The sequence below is a fragment of the Kitasatospora sp. NPDC127111 genome, assembly GCF_042677465.1.
Lineage (GTDB): Bacteria > Actinomycetota > Actinomycetes > Streptomycetales > Streptomycetaceae > Kitasatospora.
Genome location: NZ_JBHXTG010000017.1, coordinates 34,517 through 58,955, shown reverse-complemented (window position 1 = coordinate 58,955; position 24,439 = coordinate 34,517). Strand labels below are relative to the sequence as shown.

The following is a 24,439-nucleotide window of genomic DNA, read 5'->3' as shown; positions in this document are numbered from 1 at the left end:
CCAGGCGGATCCGTACCAGGTGCCCGCAGTGTGGGAGCGTCGGACCGTCCCGGTCGTGGATCGTACGGGAACCGCCGGACGGTGAGCGGGGGCCGGTGCGCGGGGCACGGGTCAGCGGGCCGGGACGGTGCGCTGCAGCAGGACCGGGCCGCAGCCGGCCGCGCGGAGGTACACGTCCAGCTGCCCGGGCTGCCCCGGCGCGGCGTACACCAGGACCTCGACCGGGGCGCCGCCGTAGCTGCCGGTGTCGGTGGCGAGCAGGCGTCCGTCGGCGGGCGGCGGGCAGGTCGTGGCGCCGTGCTCGCCGGCGATGCCCTGCTGCCCGTCGGTGGGCGGCGCCTCGGAGGCCGCGCCGGACGGCCGGGAGGGCTTGGCGGGGCCGTCGGGGGTGGCGCCGGTGCGGGCCAGCAGCTGCTGGACCTGGGCCGCCAGCTGGTCGTCCCGGTAGACGGTGCCGCCGGTGCTGCTGCCGCCGTTGCCGGGGCCGGCGCCGGTCTCGGCCTTGGCGCTCCGGGGGGTGCCGCCCGGCATGACCCCGGCGGCGGGGGTGCCGGCCGAGACGGCCGCGGTGTCCGAGGCCCGCTGGTCGGCCGAGGAGAACAGCAGGGAGCCGCCGAGGCCCGCCCCGAGCAGCACGGCGGCCGCGCCGACCAGCAGTGCGAAGCGGCGCCGGCGGGTGCGGGGCCGCCCCGGCCCGGTGGACGTCGAGGCGGCGGTGGGGCGGCCCGGCGGGCGGGTGGACGCCGGGAACGGGGCAGGAACGGGCCGGGAGGGCCCGGTCGGGGCGACGGACCGGTCGGCCGGCGCGGCGGCCTCCTGCGGGGCGTCGGGGCCCTCGGCGGGCACCGGCGGCGGCTCGGCGGCGGCCGCGGCCAGCGCGGCGTCCAGCCGGGCGGCGACGTCCTCGGGCATGGCCGGCGGCTCGACGGCGCCGAGCAGGGCCTGCACCTCGGTGAGCGCCTCGGCGGTCTCGCGGCACTCGGCGCAGCCGGCCAGGTGGGCGTGGAGCGCCTCGGCGGCGGCCGCGGGCTCGACCAGGCCCTCGGCGAGGTCGGCCAGCTCGTCGACCGAGGGGTGCGCCCCGGGCGGGCCGCTCGGGCCGTCGGCGCGGTCGAGGGCGCCGGTGTGGTCGAGGCCGTCGGTGCGGTCGGTGCCGAAGGTGGGGTCGGTGCCGTCGGTGGGATCGGGGGAGGAGAGGGGTGCCGTCATCGCGTGCTCACGTCTCCTTCCAGGATCGGCCGGCCGGTGTCCGGGCCCGTCCTTCTGACGGTGCGGGCCCCGGACGGGTTCCCCGGTGGTGCGCCGGCCCCGGGCGACGGGGCTTCCGGAGCGGCGGGGGCGGCACCGGTTTCACGTGGAACCGGGCCCGCGGCCGGCGTCGCGCCGTCCTCCCGGAGGTGCCGGACCAGCGGCAGCAGCCGGGCCCGGCCCCGGGCGCAGCGGCTCTTCACCGTCCCGACCGGTACGCCCAGCAGCTCGGCCGCCTCGGCGACCGGGTACCCCTGCATGTCGACCAGGACCAGCGCGGCCCGCTGCTCGGCCGGCAGCTCGGCGAGCGCCGCCGCCAGCTCCCGGTGCAGCTCGGCGCGGACCACCGGGGAGTCGGCCGGCTCGGCGGAGCCGACCAGGGCGTCGAGCCGCTGCGGGTCGTCGTCCAGCGGGTTGGTGCGCCGGGTGGCGGTGCGCCGGGCGCGGTCCAGGCAGGCGTTGACCACGATGCGGTGCAGCCAGGTGGTGACGGCCGAGCGGCCCTGGAAGGTGTGCGCCGAGCGGAACGCGGACACCAGGGCGTCCTGGAGGGCGTCGGCGGCCTCCTCGCGGTCGCCGAGGGTGCGCAGGGCGACCGCCCAGAGCCGGTCGCGGTGGCGGTTCACCAGCAGGCCGAAGGCGTCCCGGTCGCCGGCGACGTGCCGCGCGAGCAGTGCCGCGTCGTCGTCTGCCACCGTCACCCCATGACCCCTCGCCGGTCGTGCCACCTTCCGCGGCCGCCGGGTCAGCCGAAGACCTTGACCTCGGCGACCTGCCCGCGGAACTCGCCCTTATCCTTCGGCAGGCTGGTCAGCCAGATCAAGAGGTAGCGCGTGGTGGCCGGGTTCTCCAGGGCGTACTCGGCGCTGGTGCCGGTCTTCTTCCCGACGGCGGTGAAGTCGCCCGGCCGGGCCGTCTGCGGGCTGGCGGCGGCCGAGCCGTTCGGGATGCGCAGCTCCGCGGTGGTGCTGCCGATGAACTGGACGTTGACCGAACTGACGGCCTGTGCGGAGCCGAGGTCGATCAGCAGGCCGGTGCCCTCCTTCAGGGGCTTGTTGGGGCCGAACGGGTCCTTGTAGCCGAACGTCGTCCAGCTGCTCTGCGGATCCCCGTCGAAGGCGTTCTTCGTCGAGTCGGTTCCCTCGAGCCGGTCGCCCAGCGGGTTGTACGACACGGCGTCGACGACCGGGATCGGCACCGGGGTGTGCGTGACCGCGTGGACGGTCGGGGCCGCAGAGCTGACCGAGGGCTGCGGCGCGGTGACGGTCGGCCCGGTGTGGCGCAGGTTGTCGACCAGCTGCCAGGAGGCGACGCCGATCGCGCCGAGGGCGACGGTCCAGGCCGTCGCCTTGACCACCCGGCGCAGCCGCCGCCGGGTGCGCCGGACCGGGGCCGGCCGGGAGGCGGCCGGCGGGGTGGCGGTGCCGGGGGCGGCGATCACCCGGGTCGGGTTGGGCGCGGTGGGCAGGGCGTGGGTGTTGTGCCGCGGCGGGGTCGGGTAGGCGGGCAGCTCCGGTTCGGGCTGGCGGATGCGCGGCATCAGGGCGATCGCCTTGGCCAGCTCCTCGGGGGAGCGGAACGGCTCGGCGTGGTGCGGCGGCCGGTCGAACAGGGCGCGCGCGGCCAGCTCGGAGAGACCCTTGTGGACCCCGGCCCGGACCTGGTCCGGCGGCGTGTTGTGGAGGTTCTTCGGCAGGCCCCGGAGGTCGTAGCGGTTCTCCGGGAAGGGCCAGCGGTGGGTCAGCGCGGCGAACAGCAGGGCGCCGATGGCACGGGTGTCGGTGCGCTCGGCGTCCTCGTCGGAGCCCGCGGCGGGCAGGCCGCGCAGGGCGGCGTCGACCGCGATGCCGTTGATCCGGTACTGGCCGCTGTCGGTGCGCAGCACGCAGCGCGGGGTGAGCCGCAGGTGGGCCTGGCCGCGCCGGTGGGCGGCGGCGACCGCGTCGGTGACCTGGCGGACCATCTGGTACGCCTCGTGCGGCTCCATCGGGCCGTCGGCGAGCAGCTTGGCGAGGTCGGAGGCGTGCGGCAGCCACTCCCGCACGACGTAGACCAGCTCGCCCTCCTGGACGGCGTCGAGCACCTGGACGAAGCGCGGGTCGCCGAGCAGCGCGGCGGACTTGGCGGCGGCCAGCACCTTGCGGGAGCGCTGGTGGCCGGAGGCCATCAGGTGGACGCCGACGGCGCGGCGGAGCTTCTCGTCGACCGCGCGCCAGCTGCTGAAGGTCTCGGTGTGGGAGATGCACTCCTCCAGCCGGTACCGGTGGCCGATCTTGTCGCCGCTGTGGCGCAGCGGGGCCGGCAGGGTCTGCGGGAGGGTGCCGGTGTCGCGCGGGTCGTAGGTGGGCTGCGGGTCCTGCGGCGGGCGGGCGGGGCGGGCGGCCGGGCGGGCCTCCGCGGCCTTGCGCCCGGCGGCTCCGGCGGCCAGCTCGGCGCGGATCTCGGCGGCCGAGAGCGGCGCGGTGATCTCCGAGGTCTCCTCGCTGCCGGAGGCGCTCTCGGGGGCGCTGTCGGAGGCGGTCTCGGGGGCGGTCTCGGAGACGCTGTCGGAGGAGGCCTCGTCGGCGCCGTCGTCCGCTCCGCGGTCGCGGCCGGTGCCGGACTCACCCGGGCCCGTGTCGGGGTCGGCCTCGTCGGAGTCGGAGTCACCGTCGGAGCCGGCGGCCGCGGTGGCCCGGGCCGTCTCGCCGGCGAGCTCGTCGATCGCCGCGGCCAGTGCGGCCTCATCCGCCGCCCCGTCAGCTGCTGACGTGTCGACGACCGCCTTGGTGCCATCAGCCACCGTGGTCCTGCCTCCCCTTGTGAAGCCCCGGCCTGAGAGAGTCGCTGGAGCGGTCAGGGCCGAGGCACTGTGCTCCAGGACAATTGTGCCCACTCTTCTCCCCCGGGTACGACCGCTGAAAGGTGCGAGCGGTTGCGTGATGGTGGAGAGATGTGGTGCAGATCCGGCACTGGGCCGCCACGCCGGGCTCCGGGAGGATACCCGGGGGCGGCGTGGCGGCCCAGTGCCCGCCCCGACGGGGCGGAGGACCACGACCGTCCGGTTGACGCCCGCTCAGGGCGACGAGCCGTCCGGCCGCTCGGTACGGCCGGTCAGCGGCCCAGTCGGCCGCGGACCATGCCCAGCATCGCGTTCAGCTCCTCGACCCGGAGCTTCTTCGCGATCAGCACGAAGACCGCCAGCTGGAGGCCGCCGGCCAGGACGATCGTCAGGACGCTGCCCGGCCAGCCGCCGAGGACCTGTTGGACCGCCAGGCTGACGCCCACGCCGACCAGCGCGGCCGGCACGCTCGCGGCGGCCAGCCGGGTGTAGGTCTTGCCGATCCGCTTGGTGTCCAGGCCGCCGATCTTCTTCTTCAGCTTCGGCACCGCCACCGTCACCCCGATGGCGTAGGCGAGACCGTACCCGAACGCCATGCCGGTCACGACCCACTCGGCGGGCAGGACGAGCCAGCACACCAGCGAGAGGACGGCCTGGCAGGCGGCCACCCAGACGGTGTTGGAGAACGGCGTCCGGGTGTCCTCGTAGGCGTAGAACCCGCGCAGCATCACGTACTGGGCCGAGTACGGGATCAGGCCCAGGGCGAAGGCGGAGAGCATCAGACCGACGTTGGTGGCGCTGGCGAGGTCGATGTCGTTGCCGCCGACCGCGTAGATCGAGCGGCCGATCGCGGGGCCGAGCGAGAGGAACAGGAACGCGGCCGGGACGACCGCCACGGCCGTGGTGCGCAGCCCGTAGGAGAGGTCGTCGCGGACCGCGCCGGCGTCCTCGTCGGCGGCGGCGCGGGACAGCCGCGGGAGCACCGCGCTCATGATCGAGACGACGATCACCGCCTGCGGGAGCTGCCAGATCAGCAGGGCGTTGGAGAACGCGGCCAGACCGACACCGTTGTGGCCGCCCTTCTCGGCGGCCTTGCCGGCCGCGGTGGCGAGCTGGGTGATGACCAGGTAGCCGGCCTGGTTGGCGAGGACGAAGAGGAAGGTCCACTTGGCCAGCCGGGCGGCCTTGCCGAGGCCGTGGCCGCGCCAGTCGAAGCGCGGCCGGAAGGAGAACCCGGCCGCCCGCAGGTACGGGACCATCGCCAGGGCCTGGACGGCGAGGCCGACCAGGGTGCCGATGCCGAGCAGCCGGACGCCCTCGGGGGAGATCGTCCCCGGGGTGACCTCGGTGCTGCCGAAGCCGCCGTAGACCCAGAGGTACGCGCCGAAGGTGAAGATCACCACGATGTTGTTGAGGACCGGGGTCCACATCATCGCGCCGAACCGGCCGCGGGCGTTGAGGATCTGGCCCATCACCACGTGGATGCCCATGAAGAAGATGGTCGGCAGGCAGTAGCGGGCCAGCGCCACGGTGGTGTCGGCGTTGGCGGGGTCCTTCATCAGCGGGTGCGCGATCAGCTGCACCAGCAGGGGCGCCCCGAGCACGGCCAGGAAGGTCACGCCGGCCAGGCCCACCATCACCAGGGTGAGCAGCCGGTTCGCGTAGGCCGTTCCGCCGTCCTCGTCGTTCTTCATGCTGCGGACCAGCTGCGGCACGAAGACGGCGTTCAGCGCGCCGCCGCCGATCAGGATGTAGAGCAGGGTCGGCAGGGTGTTGGCGGCGTTGTAGGAGTCACCCATCACGCCGAGGCCGATCGCGGCGGCGATCACCATCGTCCGGACGAAGCCGGTGCCGCGGGACACCAGCGTGCCCGCCGCCATGATCGCGCTGGAGTTCAGCAGGCTGGCGACCTTGCCGCCACCGCCGGCCGCCGGCGCGGGTGCGGGCGCCGCGGCGGCGTGCTCCTCGGCGGCCAGCTCGTCCAGCGGCTCCACCGCGGGCGGGATCTGCACCGCGGCCACCTGCATGGTGGCCTCCTCCTCGGAGAGCGGCGGGTCGAACTCGATCGGCGGCACGAACGGGCGGTCGCCGTGGTCGCCGTCGCCGTGCGGGCCCTGGTTCCCCCGGTACGCGCCGGCCGGGGGGAACGGCGCGGACGGGGAGTAGGGCGTGCCGGCCGCGGCCGGCGGCTGGGCGAGCGTCGGCAGGACCGGCGGGGCGGCCTGGGCGGGGGGCTGCTGGGCGCGCGGGCGGGCCTCGGCGGCCGCACCGGTGAGGCCCGCCCCGTCGCCCTGGGCGGGCGGGGCGGGGTGACCGGCCTGACCGGCCCGGTCGCCGCCGAACAGCGCGTCCACGCCCACGTACTCGGTGGACTCGGAGTCCCAGGCCGAGTGCGCCGGGCCCGGCTGCCACTGCTGGTGCTGCTCGTGCTGCTCGTGCGGCTCCTGCTGCGGGCCGGCCCACTGGCCGCCGACCGGCGCCGGCCGCTCCCAGGGGGACCGGCTCTCCGGCCAGGCCGCGGCGGGCTCCGGCTCCGGCGCGACGGGCTGCACCGAGGCCGGCTGCTGCGCCGGGGTGTCCCAGCCGGGCTGCACCGGCGGCACGGGCGGGGCGAACTGCGCCGGCGGCACCGGCGTCGGGTAGCCGCCGCCCTGCGGCGGCAGCTGCGGCGGCACGTCGTACGCGGCGGCCGGCTGCTGCGGCGCGGCCGGCCGGTCGGCCCGCAGGCCGTACGGGTCCTGGCCGTCCTCGGGGGCCCGGTACGCGTCGGCCGCGTACGGGTCCTGCGCGTAGGTGTCGGCCACGTACCAGTCGCCGGACGGCGACTCGGCGCCCGGCCGGCCCTCACCGCGGCCCGGCGGCCGCTCCTCGCTGCGCCCGGTCATGTCACCTCTTCGCTTTCTCGGGGGAGGCCGACCCGGCGTCGGGCGGGTGTCGGCGGTATCAAGGACCAACCTTCTCATCACTGGTGGCCCGATCCCGGCCATCTGCGGTGCTGGCGCGCGGTGTCTGCCCGGCGTCGGCCGGTCCCCGGCCGCCCGTCGGGGCGGTTCCGGTCGCGTCCGGGTCCACCGACCCGCCGGCGTCCCCGCTGTCCCCGGCGTCCCCGGCGTCGTGGTCCCCGTCGCCCTTCCCGTCCGACGGCGCGTCGGTGAGCGGCGCGTCGGTGAGCGGCGCGTCGCCCTCGTCGTCGTTGGCCACCCGCAGCTTGCGCTGGCGGAAGAAGCGCAGCGCCGCCAGCAGGAGCAGCACCAGGCCGCCGCCGAAGACGTAGAGCACGCCGTTGGTCACCGAGGTGACCTCGACGGTGAAGGTCTGCTCCGGGCCGTACGGCCGGGGGTTCGGACCGGTGGTCCAGAGCCGGGCGGTCACGCTCACCGGCCCGTTGTTCTGGGCCTCGGCGGGGAAGCGCAGGGTGACGCTCTGCGAGGCGGGCAGCACCAGTTCCTCGGCCGGGTGGACCTTGAGCCGGTTGGCCTGCAGCGGCGTCAGCACCAGCTTGAGGTTGGTGACCGGCTGGGTGAGGTCGTTGCGGACGCTGACCTGCAGCACGCCGGTGTCCCCGGCGAAGGTGATGGACGTCTTCTTCGGGACGTTCACCGCCTCGGTCAGCTCGTCCAGGTAGTCCTTCACGCCCTTGCGGTAGACCGACCCGGCCGGCGCGTCGGCCCGCCACTCGGTGGACATCGAGCGGACCATCGCCGCGCTGAACGGACCGCGCACCCGCTGCGGCAGGGTGAGCACCTGCATCAGGGTGTCCAGCTCGGTCTGGACGTCGACGGTGTCGGTCAGCGCCGAGGACGGCAGCTCCGAGGCCCGGACCTGCGCCGGGTAGTCGGTGGCGGCCGGGACGGCGCCGTTGGCCTTCGGATCGGCCGGGCCCTGGGCGAGCACGTCCAGCTTGACCGGCTCCACCCACTTGCCGGCCTGCGCCGCCTGCACGGCGGTGGCCAGCACCTTGGCGGTGGTGGCGGACAGGTCGCGCGGCGGCATCACCAGCAGGCCGCGCGGGTTCTGCGGCTCCTGCCGGGAGATCACGAAGGTCTCGGCGAGGAACCGCTGCACCGCCAGGGTCTGCGCCTGCGGCGTGCCGAGGTCCCCCTCGAACAGGGCGGAGATCTCCTCGTCGGCCACCACCGCGCTCTGCCCGTTGCCGATCGGCCGGACCGCCGTCGGGGTGTACTTCAGCGCGTCCGGCTCCGGCAGGCTCGCGCCGTTCACCAGCAGCAGGCCGCTGCCGGCGCGCTGCGCCATGCCCGCGACCTGCTGGTCCAGGTAGCCCCGGTACGGCCAGGCCACGTCCGAGCGGGTGTCCACCGCGAGCCGGCCCTCGACGGTCAGCCGACCCGCCGTGGCCGCCTTGCCGAGCGCGGCGTCCACGCCGTCGGCCTCGGCGGCGTTGTGGGCGATCGAGGCGATGTCCGGGTCGGCGTACGGGAGCGCGACCACCTGGCTGCCGTTCTTGGCCACCGCGGTGCGCAGCTTCTCCAGCCAGGCCGTGGCGGCGGCGGAGCCGGTGCCCTCGACGGTGTTCTCCTCCTTCGCCGCGACCTTTTTCTTCTTCTTGTCGTCCTTGGTCGCGGTGCCGGGCTTCTGCACCCGGTAGCGCTTGGTCATCGCGAACGCGGTGTCCAGCAGGTCCGGGTCGACCACCCAGGTCAGGCCGGTCAGCGTGGACCCGGTCTCCACCAGCTCGTAGAGCCGCCCGCCCGGCGCGAACTCGGCGGCCAGGCTGTCGTCGCGCAGCACCGGGACGGTCTGGTCGTTGTCCGACATGGTCTGCGCGGCCAGCACCGGTGCGTGCACCAGCGGCCAGAGGGTGGTCACCTTGGACGGCTGCGCCTCGGTCGGCGTCGGGTCGTACGGCAGGAAGGTCCGGGCGATGCCCAGCGCGCGGTCGCGCGGGTTGTCCGCGGTCGAGCCCCAGACGTCCACCGCCAGCTCGTAGACGCCCTCGCCGGACAGCTGGAGGTCGCTGACCGCGACGCTGAGCGTGTAGGGCTGGGTCTGGCCCGGGCCGAGCTCGTTCAGCGCGTACTGCGGGCTCTCCAGGTCGACGCCGTCGGTGTTGAGCGGGGTCGTCCGGGAGACGACCGTCGCCAACTCGCTGCGGGTGGTCAGCGGCTTGGACGACCAGGGCTTGCGCACCGCCGCGTGGGCGGACTTGAGCACCGACTTGCCGCCGTTGGTGATGTGCCCGGTGATCGTCACGGTGCCGTTCTGGACGGCCACCGGCTTGTTCACCGCCTCGATGGTCATCACCACGGGGGACTCGGCGGAGGCGCCGGAGTCGCCGGCCGGACGCGGGCCACCGGCCGGCAGCGCGACGGCGGGCAGCGCCGGCAGCAGCGCCAGGGCGGCGCCCAGCGCGCCCGCCAGCCGGCGCGCGGTGCGCGCCGCGCGGCGGCCCGGCGCGCGTCCGGGCGTGCCTGCGGGAGTGCGTTCCGCGGTACGCCCCGGGGGTCCGTCCGCCTCCAGGTCCGAGTGCCGTGCCGGCTCGACCACGCGCTTCGCCCTCGCCGTTCTCGAATGCTCGCTGCTTGCTGCTTGCTGCTGGGATGCTGCGGATCCCCGTCCGCCGGGCTGGCCGGTCGGGGGGATCAGCGGTGAAGACGGCGACCGACCGTGCTCCGGTTCGGCCGTCCTGGCACGCGGCACCGCGGGCCCTCGTCGGTGCCCGTGACTCGCTCCACCGGCATGGTAACGATGCGGCGGGGGATCCAGTGTTGCGGGCCTCGGGGTGAGCACCGGAAAACGCGCGGGCGACGGGGCCCCCGGGCCACGTACCCTTGTGAGCCGTGTCCACTGCCAATGAGCCCCACGAGTCCGGCGTCCATCATTCCAGCACCGCCACCCAGGTCGTCCCAGGCCTGAGCGAGGCGCAGACCCTGGGTCTGCAGGAGCTGCTGCGGGTGTCCCCGGTCGCCGACGAGATCGCCCGCCGCTTCCAGGCGGCCGGTCACCGGCTCGCGCTGGTCGGCGGCTCGGTCCGGGACGCGCTGCTGGGCCGGCTCGGCAACGACCTCGACTTCACCACCGACGCCCGCCCGCACCAGGTCCTCAAGCTGGTCAAGGGCTGGGCGGACGCCGTCTGGGACGTCGGCATCGCCTTCGGCACGGTCGGCGCGCGCAAGGACACCCCGGCGGGGTCCTTCCTGATCGAGATCACCACCTACCGCTCCGAGGCGTACGACCGCAGCTCGCGCAAGCCCGAGGTCACCTACGGCGACACCATCGAGCAGGACCTGGTCCGCCGCGACTTCACCGTCAACGCGATGGCCGTCGACCTGCCCGGCCGCGGCTTCGTCGACCCGCACCACGGGCTGGAGGACCTGGAGGCCCGGGTGCTGCGCACCCCCGCCACCCCCGAGGAGTCCTTCTCCGACGACCCGCTGCGGATGATGCGCGCCGCCCGCTTCGCCGCCCAGCTGGACTTCGACCCGGCCCCCGAGGTGGTGGCGGCGATGACCGCGATGGCCGAGCGGATCACCATCGTCTCGGCCGAGCGGGTCCAGGCCGAGCTGAACAAGCTGCTGCTCTCCGCCCACCCGGTGAAGGGCCTGCGGCTGCTGGTCGACACCGGGCTCGCCGGCCACGTGCTGCCCGAGCTGCCGGCGCTGCGGCTGGAGCGCGACGAGCACCACCGGCACAAGGACGTCTACGAGCACTCGCTGACCGTCCTGGAGCAGGCCATCGACCTGGAGCAGGACGGCCCCGACCTCACCCTGCGGCTGGCCGCGCTGCTGCACGACATCGGCAAGCCGCGCACCCGCCGCTTCGAGTCGGACGGCCGGGTCTCCTTCCACCACCACGAGGTGGTCGGCGCCAAGATGACCCGCAAGCGGATGCGCGACCTGAAGTACTCGAAGGAGCTGACCGAGGACGTCTCGCGCCTGGTCGAGCTGCACCTGCGCTTCCACGGCTACGGCGGCGGCGAGTGGACCGACTCGGCGGTGCGCCGCTACGTCACCGACGCCGGGCCGCTGCTGGAGCGCCTGCACAAGCTCACCCGCTCCGACTGCACCACCCGGAACCGGAAGAAGGCCGCGGCGCTCTCCCGCACCTACGACGGCCTGGAGAAGCGGATCGCCGAGCTGAAGGCGCGGGAGGAGCTGGACGCCGTCCGCCCCGCGCTGGACGGCAACCAGATCATGGAGCTGCTCGGGCTCAAGCCGGGCCCGCAGGTCGGCAAGGCGTACAAGCACATGCTGGAGCTGCGGCTGGAGCACGGCCCGATGGCGCATGACGAGGCCGTCGCCGCGCTGCGCGCCTGGTGGGAGGCCCAGCAGGGCTGAGCCCGGACGGCATGGACACCCCTCAGGTGCCGTTGATGCCCTTCAGGCAGAGCACGTAGCTCAGCGCGGCGGAGGACGAGGTGCGCGTGTAGCTGCTGTCCGAGTCGGGCACGTTGTCGCAGCCCTTGTCGTCGCTGGTGGCGAGCAGCTTCTTGAGCACCTTGTACTGGGCGCGCGGGTCGCTGCAGGACAGCATGGTGATCCGCGGGTTGGGGTCGTGGGTGGCGCTGGTGCCGTTCTCGTTGCGCAGGCAGTCGCCGGCCTTGGCGACGTCGATGTCGTTCGGCACGTTGGCCGCCGGGGAGGAGGGCTTCGGCGCGGCCGGGGTGGTGATCTCCGGGATCGGCGGCATCGAGAACGACGGCATCGGCGGGAAGGTCACCGCGCTCGGCGTGGGCACCACGATCGGGTGGTACGGCCGGGAGTTGTAGTCGTGGTCGTTGTTCACCAGGGCGCCGGTGGTGATCAGCACGATGAGCGAGACGATCCACAGGACCGGCAGCAGCAGCATCAGCGCGTGCGGCCGCTTCAGCAGCGGGGCGCCCGGGTCGAGCTGCGGGCCGTGGGTGCCGGGAGCCGGCGGCGGCAGGTCCTTGATCTTGTTGTGCGCGGCCAGGTTCCGCAGCAGGGTGATCAGCGTGAAGAGCGAGCCCAGGTAGCTCCACCAACCCTGCACGAGGGTGCGGGCCGACATGTCGCGGACCATGGCGGTGCCGCAGGTGCGGCAGTACGGTCCGGGCTGCTTCAGGAACCGCAGGATGATGATGATTCCCTGGTGGCCGCGGACGGTGGTGTCCACGGCCGGGAAGCCGCCGCAGAACCGGCAGACCGGCCCGCCGTGCGGCGCCTGCGGGGCGTAGCCCGCCTGCTGCGGGTAGCCGTAGCCGGGCGGGGCGGCCTGCGGCGGCACGCCGTACCCGGCGGCGGGCGGCGCGGCGGCCGGGTAGCCGTAGCCGGGCGGGGCCGGCTGGGCACCGTACGGGTTGCCGGCGGCGTAGGGGTTGTTGCTGCCGCTGGCGGGCGGCGGCGCGCCGTAGGGCATCTGGGGCGGTGGAACGGACAAAGGGTCCCCCGGGGAAGGTTGGGGCGGCGAACGGATCAGGACTTCTTGACCGGCGGGACGCCGGGCGACAGCGGGCCGAGGCAGAGGACGTACCGCTTCTTGTTCCAGCGGCGGCCGCTCTTGCCCGAGACCGTGCTGGTGGTCCCGGCGGTCTGCTTGCAGCGGGTGGTGTCGGTGGTGCCGGAGTACGTGGCCAGCACCTTGTAGTTGGCCTTGGCGTCGGTGCACTTGACGATCTCGACGTCGCGCGAGCCGCTGGCCCTGACGCAGTCGCCGGCCTTGGCGCTGCTGACGCTCGGCCCGGTGACGAAGTAGCCGACGATCAGCGCGATGCCGGCACCCACACCACCGATGATCTTCAGCTTGGCCTTGCCGCTCCGCTTCGCCGGCGCGGCGGGTGCCGGCGCCGTCGGCGGCTGCCCGTACGGGGCCTGCTGCCCGTACGGCGGCTGCTGGCCGTACGCGGGCGGCTGCCCGTACCCCGGCGCGGGCTGGCCGGGTGCGGGCGCGGCCGGGTAGCCGTACGCCGGGGGCTGTCCGTAGCCGGCGGGTGCCGGCTGCGGGGGGCCGTACTGCGGAGCCGGAGCACCGTACGCCTGCGGGGTCGGCGGCGGGCCGGGTTGCCCCGGTGACGCCTGCGGATAGCCGTACTGGGGCGGTGGCCCGTACGGACTACTGGGCGGTGTGCTCATCAGGTTGTCCCCCGAGACAGAGTGCTGTCGCTCCGACAGATCTGACGTACCTTAGCGACTCTCCCCGACGTCGCCGGTGCGGAGGGGGGCGCGGGGCTCCGGGGAAGGCCGGTCAGCGGGGAGCGGGTGCCGGGAGCTCCTGGTCGCCCGGGAGCGGGCCGGACCGGCGGGCCGCCCGCAGGTAGAGCACGGCGGCCAGCGCGTACACCAGGGCGACGCCGAGGACCACCGCGACCGAGCGCCCGGAGAGCGGCAGCACCAGCGCGGTCACCAGGGCGGCGGCCACGAAGGCGACGTTGAACAGCACGTCGTAGACGGCGAAGACGCGGCCGCGGAAGTCGTCCTCGACCGACTCCTGGACCACCGTGTCGGCGCAGATCTTGGTGCCCTGGGTGACCACGCCGAGCAGCAGCGCCGCGATCAGGCACGGGACCAGCGAGAAGCCCAGGCCGAGCGCGGGCACGAAGGCCACCGGCGCCGCCAGGCAGAGCGTCATCCAGCCGGCCAGCCCGAGCCGCCGGGTGCACCACGGGCTGATCAGCGCGGCGATGAAGAAGCCGGCCGCGGAGAGGCCGACCGCCTTTCCCAGCGTGGCCAGCCCGGCCGCGCTGTCGGCCGGGTCGTTGAAGGTGTAGCGGGCGAGCATCACCACCATGACGATCAGCACGCCGTAGCAGAACCGGGCGGCGGTGACGGCGGCCAGCGCGTGCACGGCGGGCCGGCAGTCCCGGACCAGGTGGGTGACGGCCGCGCCCAGGTCACGGGCGGCCAGCGCGAGTGCCTGGCCGAGCGGGGGGCGGTCCGGGTGGTGTTCGGGGCCGAGCAGGTCCCGGTGCATCCGGCGGGCGGCCAGCGCCGCCGAGAGGTAGAGCAGCGCGGCCACCGTGACCAGCGCCGCGTCGGCCTTCGGCCCGGGCGGCATGAGCTGGTGCAGCACGAAGCCGAGGCCGCCGCCGGAGGCCGCGGCGACCGTCCCCAGGGTGGGGGAGAGCGCGTTGGCGGTGACCAGCTGCTGTTGCTCCACCACCCGGGGCAGGGCGGCGGAGAGGCCGGCCAGGATGAACCGGTTGAGCGCGGTGACCAGCAGCGCGGAGGCGAAGAACAGCCAGGTCGGTGCCTCGGCCAGGAGCAGCGCACCGGTCACCAGGCCGAGCCCGAACCGGGCCAGGTTGCCGTGGAACAGCACCTGGCGGCGGCGCCAGCGGTCCAGCAGGACACCGGCGAACGGGCCGATCACCGAGAACGGCAGCAGCATCACCGCCAGCACCGAGGCGATGTCGGCGGGGGAGGACTGCTTCTCCGGCGAGAAGACCACGTAGGCGGCGAGCGACACCTGGAAGACGCCGTCGGAGAGCTGGGAGAGCACCCGGGCGGTCAGCAGCCGGCGGAAGTCCCGCCCGCGGAGCAGGTCGAAGAGCGTGGCGCGGTGCGCGGTCCGCTGGGTGCTTCCGTTCTCCGTGATCGCCACCCGCCCAGACTGCCATGGATCCGGCCCGTGTTTCACGTGAAACATTCGCCGGGAAAAGGTGAACGGGCCCCCGGCGGACCGGAGACCCGTTCACAGAGCCTACAAAAGACTCACGTCGCTGCGCTCAGCGCGCGGCGCTCGACGGTCGCGAGTTCCGCTGCGCTCAGCGCGCGGCGCTCGACAGTCGCGAGTTCCGCTGCGCTCAGCGCTCGACCTCGCCGCGGATGAACTTCTCGACGTTCTCCTTGGCCTCGTCGTCGAAGTACTGGACCGGCGGGGACTTCATGAAGTACGAGGACGCCGACAGGATCGGGCCGCCGATGCCGCGGTCCTTGGCGATCTTCGCGGCGCGCACGGCGTCGATGATGACACCGGCCGAGTTCGGGGAGTCCCAGACCTCGAGCTTGTACTCCAGGTTCAGCGGGACGTCGCCGAACGCGCGGCCCTCCAGGCGGACGTACGCCCACTTGCGGTCGTCCAGCCAGGCCACGTAGTCCGAGGGACCGATGTGGACGTTCTTGGCGCCCAGCTCGCGGTCGCGGATCTGCGAGGTGACGGCCTGGGTCTTGGAGATCTTCTTCGACTCCAGGCGCTCGCGCTCGAGCATGTTCTTGAAGTCCATGTTGCCGCCGACGTTCAGCTGCATGGTGCGCTCGAGGATGACACCGCGGTCCTCGAACAGCTTCGCCATCACGCGGTGCGTGATGGTGGCGCCGACCTGGGACTTGATGTCGTCACCGACGATCGGCACGCCGGCCTCGGTGAACTTGTCGGCCCACTCCTTGGTGCCCGCGATGAACACCGGCAGGGCGTTCACGAAGGCGACCTTGGCGTCGATGGCGCACTGGGCGTAGAACTTGGCCGCGTCCTCGGAGCCCACGGGCAGGTAGCAGACCAGGACGTCGACCTGCTTGTCCTTGAGGACCTGGACGACGTCGACCGGGGCCTCGTCGGACTCCTCGATGGTCTCCAGGTAGTACTTGCCCAGGCCGTCGAGGGTGTGGCCGCGCTGGACGGTGACGCCGGTCGGCGGCACGTCGCAGATCTTGATGGTGTTGTTCTCGCTGTTGCCGATGGCGTCGGCCAGGTCGAAGCCGACCTTCTTGGCGTCGACGTCGAAGGCGGCGACGAACTCCACGTCACGGACGTGGTAGTCACCGAACTGGACGTGCATCAGGCCGGGGACCTTGCCGGCCGGGTCGGCGTCCTTGTAGTACTCGACACCCTGCACCAGCGACGCGGCGCAGTTGCCCACGCCCACGATGGCTACGCGAACCGAACCCATTCCGGTTGCTCCCTGTGATCTCATGAGCGCCGCCGGCGATCGACGGCACTCGTCCTGCTTCTTCGATGACTGCTTGACGGGCGCGCGAGGCGCCCACTCCTGCCGCGCGGCACAGGGCGGACGCGGTGTCAGCGCTCCTGGGCGGAGCGCCCCGGGCGGTCGTACGGTGGCCCGGGCGGATCCGGGGATCCGGCCTCCTCGCCACGGCCGTCCGAAGTCTTGTGGGGTGTTGCGCCGGCCTGCCCCCGGTGGTCGGCCGGTCCGCCGGTGGACGGCCCGGTCCGGCCGGTGCGGTTGGCCCGCTCGGTCTCGATCAGCTCGTTGAGCCACCGGACCTCGCGCTCGACCGACTCCAGGCCGTGCCGCTGCAGCTCGACGGTGTAGTCGTCGAACCGCTCGCGCGCCCTGGCGAGCGAGTTGCGCATCCGCTCCAGGCGCTCCTCCAGCCGGCTGCGGCGCCCCTCCAGGACGCGCATCCGCACCGCCCGGTCGGTCTGGCCGAAGAACGCGAAGTGGACGCCGAAGTGCTCGTCCTCCCAGGCGTCGGGGCCGGAGTCGGCGAGCAGTTCCTCGAAGCGCTGCTTACCCTCCGCGGAGAGCCGGTAGACGATCTTGGACCGCTTGCCGTTGAGCGCGGTGGCCGGGACGTACTCGACGTCCGGGTTGTCCTCGACCAGGAAACCCTGGGCCACCAGGCTCTTCAGACAGGGGTAGAGCGTTCCGTAGGAGAACGCGCGGAACGAACCGAGCAGGACGTTGAGCCGCTTGCGCAGCTCGTACCCGTGCATCGGCGCGTCGTGGAGCAGGCCGAGGACGGCGAACTCCAGCACTCCCGAGCGCCTGCCCAATGCGGTGTCCTCCTTCCCCTCAGCCGGTCTCCGGCCCGCCGCTCCCGGCGGTATGCCGCTCCGATGTATCGGCTCGATATATCGAGAACAGTAAACCTGGGCCCCCGGTCGAGCAAGGGGGGCACGCGTGAATGTGATCACAAGGCGACGCGCGGGTGTGCTTGGCAACGGGCGTGTAATGATCTGCCGCCGTTTTGCGGTCATTGGCGACTGATGCCCGATTAGTTGTATTTCTCGGCTGCGTACGCTGTCGCGTGTGCACGAGGACCACCTCCGGGGTTAGGGCGGTTGCGGGCATCAGACGTGAACCCTGCCTTCAGGCTCGACCGCCTGGCGAGGAGTAGCTGGAACATGAGCGAACGACGGCGCAGGTCGCCCAACGGCGGTGGGCAGCCCCCGGGTGACGGCGGACTGCCGAGCGGAGCCGGACGCGACGAGCTCAGCTCGGAGGGTCTCGGCCGGCGGCGCCCCCCCGGCGTCCGCGAAACCGCTCAGCAGCCCCGGATGACGCGGGCCGAGATGCGCAAGGCCGCCGCCAAGGGCGGCAAGCGCGGCGGCGCGACCGGTGGTCCGGGCGGTGGCCCGGGTGCCGGCGGCGCGCCCGGCAAGAAGCGGTTCATCGACTACCCGCGCTTCGGCAAGCAGGGCTTCCGCCGCTGGCTGCCGTCCTGGCGGCAGTGGCTCAGCGCCTGCCTGATCGTCTTCGCGGCCTGCGTCGGCACGGTCTTCTACCTGTACCAGACGACGACGATCCCGCCGCTGAAGGACCTGGTGAAGGACCAGAACAACATCTACTACTGGGCCGACGGCACGGAGATGACCCGCAAGGGCGAGACCAACCGCCAGATCGTCGAGCTCGCCGACATCAGCCCCAATCTGCAGAACGCGGTCATCGCGGCGGAGAACGAGACCTTCCGCAACGACAGCGGCATCGACCCGATGGGCATGATGCGCGCGGTCTACAACATGGCCAGGGGCGGCCAGACGCAGGGCGCCTCGACCATCACCCAGCAGTACGTGAAGAACGCCTACCTCAGCCAGGAACAGACCCTGGACCGCAAGCTGAAGGAGTTCTTCATCACCCTGAAGCTCAATCAGGAGACCTCGAAGGAGGAGATCCTGAAGGGCTACCTGAACACCAGCTGGTTCGGCCGCGGCACCGGTGCCCAGGCCGCCGCCCAGGCGTACTACGGCGTCAACGCCAAGGACCTGGACCTCTGCCAGAGCGCGATGCTGGCCGGCCTGCTCAAGGGCGCGGCGCTGTACGACCCGAGCCTCAAGGGCAACCACGAGCGCGCCGAGGCGCGCTGGAAGTGGATCCTGGACCGGATGGTGGAGACCAAGAACGCCACCGCCGAGGAGCGTGCCAAGTGCACGACCTTCCCGGACCCGATCAAGCCGGTGCCGCCGAGCAACATGAACGGCCAGGTCAGCTACCTGGTCGACGTCGCCAACCGGTACGTCATGCAGAAGGACAAGACGATCACCCAGCAGGCCCTCGAAAAGGGCGGCTACAAGATCTACACGACCTTCGAGAAGGACAAGGTCGACGCCCTGAAGAAGGCCGTCGACGACGTCAAGGCCGAGACGCTGAACCCGCAGAAGCGCCCGGACAACGACAACTGGGTGCAGTTCGGCGCCGCCAGCATCCGCCCCGGCGACGGCGCGATCGTCGCCATCTACGGCGGTGACGGCGTCGAGAACCAGCACTTCGACAACAACGCCGACGCCCAGGGCGTCCAGGTCGGCTCGACCTTCAAGCCCTTCGTGCTGGCCACCGCGATGCAGGTCGGCGTGACCACCTCGGCGGACGAGAAGGGCAAGCCGAAGCGGATCAACGCCGACAGCCGCTACCTCTCCGACGACCTGTCCGAGATCCGCCGACCGGACGGCTCGCTGATCATGGACGAGACGACCGGCAAGCCGTACCGGCAGAAGAACGAGGACAAGGGCAAGCGCGGCTACGTCTCGCTGCGGCAGGCCATGCAGTGGTCGTACAACGTGCCGTTCGTCCAGCTCAACCAGGACGTCGGCGGCCAGAACGTGGCCAACATCGCGGAGCAGATGGGCATCCGCAAGGACAGCTTCGCCGACCCGAAGACCACGACCTTCCCGCTGGGCACCTCCACCATCAGCCCGATCCGGATGGCCGACGCCTACGCGACCCTCGCCGCCAGCGGCAAGCAGGCCGACCCGTACTCGGTGAAGAAGGTCGAGTGGCAGGGCGCCGCCCGGCCCGGCTTCAACAAGCCGGAGCTGAAGCAGGCCCTGGAGCCGGCCGTCGCGGACAACGTCACCGACGTGCTGGTGAACGTGGCGAAGAACGGCACCGGTTCGAAGAGCAACGCGCTGGGCCGCCCGGTGGCCGGCAAGACCGGTACCACCGACCAGAACAAGTCGGCCTGGTGGGTCGGCTACACCCCGCAGCTGGCCACCAGCGTCGCGATGTGGCGCGAGGACCCGGCCAAGCACGAGCGGCTCTCGCTCAACGGCACCGGCGGCAAGGACTCGGTGCACGGTGGTGACACCCCGACCGACGTCTTCACCCGGTACATGAAGGCCGCGCTGGCCAACGAGCCGAAGATGGACTTCCCGAGCCCGCAGCCGGTCGGCACCCAGGTCGACTCCTCCGGCGCGCCGAGCACGGCGACCGCCACGGCCTCGCCGTCGGCGACCGAGACCGCGCCGACCACCGCCCCGGACCCGGGCCAGCAGCAGCCGCAGCCGACCGCCACCCAGGGCCCGGCCTGCGTCCCCGGCGTGGACTGCCCCGGCACGATGCCCAGCCCGTCGCAGACCAAGACCCACCCGACGGGTGGCGGCAACCCCACGCCGACCTGCCTCATCCCGGCGCTGTGCGGCTCCACGCAGCCGACGTCGACCGCGACGCCGACGGATCCGCCGACCTCGACCGGCAAGCCGTCCAAGCCGGGCACCTCGCCGTCGGCGAGCGGTGGCGGCGCGCAGGCGGCACCCTGACGCGCGAGCGGCACGGAACGGCGGTGGCGGTCCTCCCCGGAGGGCCGCCACCGCCGTTTCGTCACGATTGGCCGGGTCGGGCTGAAAGCCGCTCAGGGGGCCTCCTCGTCCAGCCGGGACGGGTGCGGCAGGATGTCCGGCATGACGTCGAGCGCTCGTGACGAATCCGCCGGCCGGGGCGGGCCCACCGAGGCCGCCGGGCCGGCTCCGGCGGTGCCCGCCACGGCGGCCGCGGCCGCGCCCCCGGCCAACACCGTGGTCGTCCCGGCGGACGAGGACCCGGTGGCGGCGGCCGGCAGCGAGGTGATCGGCGGCCCGCCCGGCCGGCGCGCCCTGCTGGGCGTCTCCTGGTGGATCCCGGCGCGCTTCCTGGCACTGCTGGTGATCGTGGTCTCGGTGCTGGGCATGGCGCAGAAGCTGCCCTGCTACAACGAGGCCTGGTTCCAGCCGGGTTCGCCGCAGTACATCCACGCCTGCTACAGCGACGTCCCGCACCTGTTCTCGGGGCGCGGGTTCTCGGCCGGGCTGCACCCGTACGTGGACCGGATCCCGGGCACCTCCGGTGACCTGCAGTACCTCGAGTACCCGGTGCTGACCGGGTTGTTCATGCAGGTCGCGGCCTGGCTGACGCCCGGCGGCGGCACCACCCAGAGCCAGGAGCAGTGGTTCTGGGCGATCAACGCGGGCATGCTGATGGCCTGCGCGGTGATCGCGGTGGTCGCCGTCTCCCGGACCCACCGGCGCCGCCCCTGGGACGCCCTGCTGTTCGCGCTCGCGCCCGGCCTGCTGCTGAACTCCACCGTCAACTGGGACCTGCTGGCGGTCGCGCTGGCCGCCGTCGCGCTGGCCTGGTGGGCCGGCTCGCGCCCGCTCTGGGCCGGCGTCTTCATCGGCCTGGCCACCGCCGCCAAGCTCTACCCGCTGCTGCTGCTCGGCCCGCTGCTGGTGCTCTGCTGGCGGGCCGGCAAGTGGCGCGAGTTCCGGGCGCTGCTGGGCGGCGCGGTCGGCGCCTGGCTGCTGGTGAACCTGCCGATCATGCTGGCGAACTGGCAGGGCTGGTCGACCTTCTACGTGTTCAGCAAGCACCGCAAGGAGGACTACGGCTCGTTCTGGCTGATCCTGATGCAGAGCCGGGGCGTGGCGCTGGAGAACCTCGACCTCTTCATCGCGGTGCTGATGGTGCTCTGCTGCCTGGGGATAGGGTGGCTCGCCCTCGCGGCGCCCCGCCGCCCGCGCGTCGCGCAGCTGGCCTTCCTGGTGGTGGCCGCGTTCGTCCTGGTCAACAAGGTGTACTCGCCGCAGTACGTGCTCTGGCTGATCCCGCTCGCGGCGCTGGCCCGGCCGCGCTGGCGGGACTTCCTGGTCTGGCAGGCCTGCGAGGTGCTCTACACCCTGGGCATCTGGTCCCACCTGGGCTTCGTCACCGGGCCCAAGCAGCACGGGATCGGCGAGTCCTGGTACCACTTCGCGATCGTGCTGCACCTGCTCGGCACGCTCTACCTGGTCGGCATGGTGATCCGGGACGTCCTGCTGCCGGACCGCGATCCGGTGCGCTGGGACGGCAGCGACGACCCGTCCGGCGGGGTGCTCGACCAGGCCCCGGACGTGTTCGTGCTCGGCGCCGCCCGGGACCTCCGCGAGGAGGCGAGCTACGCCGGGTACGCGCCGGCCGGCCCGGAGCAGTGGCTCGCCGAGCCGCCCGCCCCGGAACCGGCCGAGACCTCCAAGCCCTGAGGGCCGCCGACCCCGCGGGTCAGCGGCCCCGCGGGGTCACCGGTGCCGCCGGGTCACCGGTCCACCACCCGGTCGAAGTGCGTGGTGGTGTGCCGGACCTGCAGGGTCAGCTCGTCGCCGACCACCGGCGGCTTGGTGTCGTTGTCCAGGAAGAGCAGCGAGACCTGCATGTGCGGCGGCTCGGCGAACCAGAGCTGCTTGCCGGCCCAGTGGAACGGCGACTTGGTCTTGTTGACCGTCGCCAGGCCCGCCCGGGCGATGCCCTTGGCCCGCGAGGACATGCCCTGCACGTACTTGGGCGCCTCCAGGCCGATGCCGTGCGCGGTGCCGCCGGCGACCACCACGATGTGGCCGTCGGACGGCGCCGGGTGCTGGCGGTAGCCGTACCGGTCGCCCTTCCGCACCGGGGTGACGTCCAGCACCGTGGCCCGGACCTCCAGGGCCCCGTGGTCGCCCAGCCAGAGCCGGGTGCCGATCCGGGCCCGGAAGACGGTGTCCGGGTAGCGCTGGGCCAGCTGCTCCATGCCGGCCGCGCCGAGGTGGCTGACGTACACGGTGTGCACCGGCACCCCGGCCGCCCGGGCGGTGTCCACCCAGTACGCGACCTCCTCGACCGGGCTGGAGCCGTCCGGCCGGTCCATCGGCAGGTGCAGGGCCAGGCCCTCGAAGGTGACCCCGTCCAGCTCGGCGGCGACCGCCGGCAGGTCGGCGGCCGAGACGCCGTGCCGGCGCATGGTGGTCATGCACTCCACCACCACCCGGGCGCCGCTGAGCGCGCGCAGCCCGTCCAGGTTCGCCACCGTCCGGATCACCCGGGCGTGCGGCAGCGGGAGCACCTCCTCGCCGACCCGGTACGGGGTGAGCACCAGCAGCTCACCGCCGTACCAGTCGGCCGCGTCGGCCGCCTCGTACGCGGTGCCGACCGCCAGCACCCCGGTGCCGAGCAGGGTCGCCTCCTCGGCGAGCCGGTGGTTGCCCAGGCCGTAGCCGTTGCCCTTCGCCACCGGCACCAGGCCGGGGAACTCGGCCAGGACGGACCGCTGGTGGGTGCGCCAGCGTTCGGTGTCGAGATAGAGCGACAGCGTCATCGGGTCATCTCCCAGAGGGTGTTGGGCACGGCGGGGCGGGCGGCGCGGCGGCTGCTCAGCGGCGCGACATGTAGAGGTCGAGCGCCTTGTGCAGCAGCTTGTTGAGCGGGAAGTCCCACTCGCCGAGGTACTCGGCGGCCTGGCCGCCGGTGCCGACCTTGAACTGGATCAGGCCGAACAGGTGGTCGTCCTCGTCCAGGGTGTCCGAAATGCCGCGCAGGTCGTAGACGCCCCCGCCGAGCGCGTACGAGTCGCGCATCATCCGCCACTGGATCGCGTTGGACGGCTTGACCTCGCGCTTGTGGTTGGCCGAGGCGCCGTAGGAGTACCAGACGTGCTCGCCGACCACCAGCATCGTGGTCGCGGCCAGCGGCTCGCCCTCGTGGTAGGCGATGTAGAGCCGCATGCGGTTCGGGTCCTCGGCGGTGAGGGCCTTCCACATCCGCTGGAAGTACGCCAGCGGGCGCGGGGTGAAGCGGTCGCGCTCGGCGGTCACCAGGTACAGCTGGTGGAAGATCGGCAGCTCGTCGTAGCCGCCCTGGACCACCTCGACGCCGCTCTTCTCGGCCTTCTTGATGTTGCGGCGCCAGAGCTGGTTGAAGCCCTTCTGGATGTCGTCCAGCGAGCGGTTGGCCAGCGGCACCTGGAAGACGTAGCGCGGCTGGACGTCGCCGAAGCCGGCGCCGCCGTCCTCGCCCTGCAGCCAGCCGGCCTTGCGCAGCCGGTCGGCCACCTCGAAGGCGCGCGGCTCGTACCAGTCGGCCTCGACGTCGCGCAGGCGCTTGGCCTGCTTGGCGGCGATGGCCTCCTTGATGGTCGGCGCGTTCCAGCGGCGGATGACCACCGGCGGGCCCATCTTCACCGAGAACGCGCCCTGCGACTTCAGGTGCGCCAGCATCGGCGAGAGCCAGCGGTCCAGGTCGCGGTCGAACCAGTCGATGACCGGGCCCTCGGGCAGGTAGGCCAGGTAGCGCTTGACCTTCGGCAGCTGCCGGTAGAGCACCAGGCCGGCGCCGACGATCTGGTTGGAGTCGTCGATCCAGCCGATCGACTCCGAACGCCACTCGGCCTTCACATCGCCCCAGGACGGCACCTGCATGTGGCTGGCCGAGGCACGGCTCCTGATGAAGGCGAGGTGCTCCTCGCGGGTGATCGTCCTCAGGCGCAGGCTCATGCTCGGTGCTCCTCGTCGGTCGGGCTCGGTGGGCCCCAGGTTCTCGGGGTGACTTTATCTCCCGGGGCCCCTTCGGCTGCGGGCGCGGCAGCGCCCCCGCCGTGTACCTGTCTCCTGGAGGTAGGTACGCGACGGGGGCGCCGAGGGTTCCTGAAGGGGCGGACGGGACGACCGCCCCCGGGCGGGCCGGTGGTGCCGGCCGGTGGTGCGGGCGGGCCGGAGGTGCCGGCCCGGGTGCGGGCCGGAGGCGCTAGCCCCAGAGGCCGCCGCGGGCGATGCCCAGGTAGAAGCCGACCGCCGAGGCGCCGAGCGCGACCACCAGGACGAAGCGCTCGGCCGTGGTGACGGAGACGAACTGTCCCCACAAGCCGGTGATGATCCCGAAGAGTCCGGTCCACGAGGTGAGGATGTGGAGGTCGTAGAAGAACGAGGTCGTGAACGACAGCACGCCCAGGACGGCGGTGAGGCCGACCAGGGTGTTCTCCCGGGGGTGCCGGTGGCCGTCGGTGTTCAGGGTGAGCGGGAGCCCGTGGAAGGTCGTGGCCATGAGTCCTACCTCCTGGCGAGGAGACGAACGAGCAGGAAACCCGTTCCGTCCAGATTGCGGCGGTTGGATGGGGATCACAACCCCTATGCGTTTTGTTCGGCCGTCCGAGTGCAGGTAGGCTGTGCCGTCTGCACTGGTGTAGTTGTGCCCCCTTGCGCCCTCTTCCGGGTCGGCGGGGCCGATTGTCGGACCCGGCC

At 73.0% G+C, this 24,439-nt stretch carries 16 protein-coding genes; 3 read left to right on the top strand and 13 right to left on the bottom strand.

From position 1 onward, the window contains the following. Positions 1 to 111: 111 nt before the first annotated feature. From ACFVHB_RS13825 to ACFVHB_RS13805, 5 genes are all read right to left on the bottom strand, one after another. On the bottom strand, positions 112 to 1,209 hold the full coding sequence (locus ACFVHB_RS13825; RefSeq protein ID WP_380320088.1) for a hypothetical protein: 1,098 nt from the start codon (positions 1,207 to 1,209) through the stop codon (positions 112 to 114). Continuing rightward, entirely contained in the window at positions 1,206 to 1,949 is a 744-nt protein-coding gene (sigM, locus tag ACFVHB_RS13820) for an RNA polymerase sigma factor SigM (protein WP_380320085.1), read from the bottom strand. Before sigM ends, ACFVHB_RS13825 begins: the two co-directional genes overlap by 4 nt. A 44-nt stretch (positions 1,950 to 1,993) precedes the next feature. After that, entirely contained in the window at positions 1,994 to 4,030 is a 2,037-nt protein-coding gene (locus ACFVHB_RS13815) for a serine/threonine protein kinase (protein ID WP_380320082.1), read from the bottom strand. Between the two features lie 311 nt (positions 4,031 to 4,341). Further along, positions 4,342 to 6,954: a murein biosynthesis integral membrane protein MurJ gene (gene murJ / locus ACFVHB_RS13810; protein WP_380320079.1), complete on the bottom strand. Its 2,613-nt coding sequence runs from the start codon at positions 6,952 to 6,954 to the stop codon at positions 4,342 to 4,344. 58 nt (positions 6,955 to 7,012) lie between these two features. Next, positions 7,013 to 9,574: a DUF6049 family protein gene (locus ACFVHB_RS13805; RefSeq protein WP_380320076.1), complete on the bottom strand. Its 2,562-nt coding sequence runs from the start codon at positions 9,572 to 9,574 to the stop codon at positions 7,013 to 7,015. Between the two features lie 365 nt (positions 9,575 to 9,939). On the opposite strand from ACFVHB_RS13805, the gene ACFVHB_RS13800 reads away from it, so the two are divergent. Next, positions 9,940 to 11,364, top strand: a complete 1,425-nt coding sequence (locus ACFVHB_RS13800) for a CCA tRNA nucleotidyltransferase (RefSeq protein ID WP_380320244.1) — start codon at positions 9,940 to 9,942, stop codon at positions 11,362 to 11,364. A 22-nt stretch (positions 11,365 to 11,386) separates the two neighbouring features. Here ACFVHB_RS13800 and ACFVHB_RS13795 read toward each other — a convergent pair whose 3' ends face one another. The 5 genes from ACFVHB_RS13795 to ACFVHB_RS13775 form a co-directional block, all read right to left on the bottom strand. Next, positions 11,387 to 12,406 carry a hypothetical protein gene (locus ACFVHB_RS13795; RefSeq protein ID WP_380320073.1) on the bottom strand — a complete coding sequence of 340 codons (1,020 nt, stop codon included), beginning with the start codon at positions 12,404 to 12,406 and terminating at the stop codon, positions 11,387 to 11,389. A gap of 56 nt (positions 12,407 to 12,462) precedes the next feature. Then, a complete protein-coding gene (locus tag ACFVHB_RS13790) occupies positions 12,463 to 13,119 on the bottom strand; it encodes a hypothetical protein (protein WP_380320071.1) in 657 nt (218 codons plus the stop codon). A gap of 112 nt (positions 13,120 to 13,231) precedes the next feature. Then, positions 13,232 to 14,587: an MFS transporter gene (locus ACFVHB_RS13785; protein WP_380320068.1), complete on the bottom strand. Its 1,356-nt coding sequence runs from the start codon at positions 14,585 to 14,587 to the stop codon at positions 13,232 to 13,234. Between the two features lie 202 nt (positions 14,588 to 14,789). Then, a complete protein-coding gene (locus tag ACFVHB_RS13780; protein ID WP_238860443.1) occupies positions 14,790 to 15,872 on the bottom strand; it encodes an inositol-3-phosphate synthase in 1,083 nt (360 codons plus the stop codon). 128 nt (positions 15,873 to 16,000) lie between these two features. Next, the gene (locus tag ACFVHB_RS13775) at positions 16,001 to 16,720 is read right to left on the bottom strand and encodes a PadR family transcriptional regulator (protein WP_380320064.1); all 720 of its coding nucleotides are present in this window, start codon (positions 16,718 to 16,720) and stop codon (positions 16,001 to 16,003) included. Positions 16,721 to 17,224: 504 nt separating this feature from the next. Between ACFVHB_RS13775 and ACFVHB_RS13770 the strand changes: the two genes are divergently transcribed. Both ACFVHB_RS13770 and ACFVHB_RS13765 read left to right on the top strand, forming a co-directional pair. Beyond that, positions 17,225 to 19,699, top strand: a complete 2,475-nt coding sequence (locus ACFVHB_RS13770; RefSeq protein ID WP_380320061.1) for a transglycosylase domain-containing protein — start codon at positions 17,225 to 17,227, stop codon at positions 19,697 to 19,699. A 141-nt stretch (positions 19,700 to 19,840) separates the two neighbouring features. Further along, on the top strand, positions 19,841 to 21,433 hold the full coding sequence (locus ACFVHB_RS13765) for a glycosyltransferase family 87 protein (RefSeq protein WP_380320058.1): 1,593 nt from the start codon (positions 19,841 to 19,843) through the stop codon (positions 21,431 to 21,433). A gap of 53 nt (positions 21,434 to 21,486) precedes the next feature. Here the strand turns inward: ACFVHB_RS13765 and ACFVHB_RS13760 are convergent, their stop codons facing one another. From ACFVHB_RS13760 to ACFVHB_RS13750, 3 genes are all read right to left on the bottom strand, one after another. Next, a complete protein-coding gene (locus ACFVHB_RS13760; protein WP_380320055.1) occupies positions 21,487 to 22,521 on the bottom strand; it encodes an alanine racemase in 1,035 nt (344 codons plus the stop codon). Between the two features lie 55 nt (positions 22,522 to 22,576). After that, positions 22,577 to 23,695: a lipid II:glycine glycyltransferase FemX gene (locus ACFVHB_RS13755; protein ID WP_380320052.1), complete on the bottom strand. Its 1,119-nt coding sequence runs from the start codon at positions 23,693 to 23,695 to the stop codon at positions 22,577 to 22,579. Positions 23,696 to 23,945: 250 nt separating this feature from the next. Next, complete coding sequence (locus ACFVHB_RS13750; protein WP_380320049.1) at positions 23,946 to 24,242, bottom strand: hypothetical protein; 297 nt, start codon at positions 24,240 to 24,242, stop codon at positions 23,946 to 23,948. Positions 24,243 to 24,439: the final 197 nt, after the last annotated feature.

Coding starts and splice junctions, on each gene's coding strand:
- ACFVHB_RS13825 (WP_380320088.1), bottom strand. CDS start 1,209: ATGACGGCACCCCTCTCCTCCCCCGATCCCACCGACGGCACCGACCCC.
- murJ (WP_380320079.1), bottom strand. CDS start 6,954: ATGACCGGGCGCAGCGAGGAGCGGCCGCCGGGCCGCGGTGAGGGCCGG.
- ACFVHB_RS13795 (WP_380320073.1), bottom strand. CDS start 12,406: ATGCCCTACGGCGCGCCGCCGCCCGCCAGCGGCAGCAACAACCCCTAC.
- ACFVHB_RS13790 (WP_380320071.1), bottom strand. CDS start 13,119: ATGAGCACACCGCCCAGTAGTCCGTACGGGCCACCGCCCCAGTACGGC.
- ACFVHB_RS13780 (WP_238860443.1), bottom strand. CDS start 15,872: ATGGGTTCGGTTCGCGTAGCCATCGTGGGCGTGGGCAACTGCGCCGCG.
- ACFVHB_RS13770 (WP_380320061.1), top strand. CDS start 17,225: ATGACGCGGGCCGAGATGCGCAAGGCCGCCGCCAAGGGCGGCAAGCGC.
- ACFVHB_RS13765 (WP_380320058.1), top strand. CDS start 19,841: ATGACGTCGAGCGCTCGTGACGAATCCGCCGGCCGGGGCGGGCCCACC.
- ACFVHB_RS13760 (WP_380320055.1), bottom strand. CDS start 22,521: ATGACGCTGTCGCTCTATCTCGACACCGAACGCTGGCGCACCCACCAG.
- ACFVHB_RS13755 (WP_380320052.1), bottom strand. CDS start 23,695: ATGAGCCTGCGCCTGAGGACGATCACCCGCGAGGAGCACCTCGCCTTC.
- ACFVHB_RS13750 (WP_380320049.1), bottom strand. CDS start 24,242: ATGGCCACGACCTTCCACGGGCTCCCGCTCACCCTGAACACCGACGGC.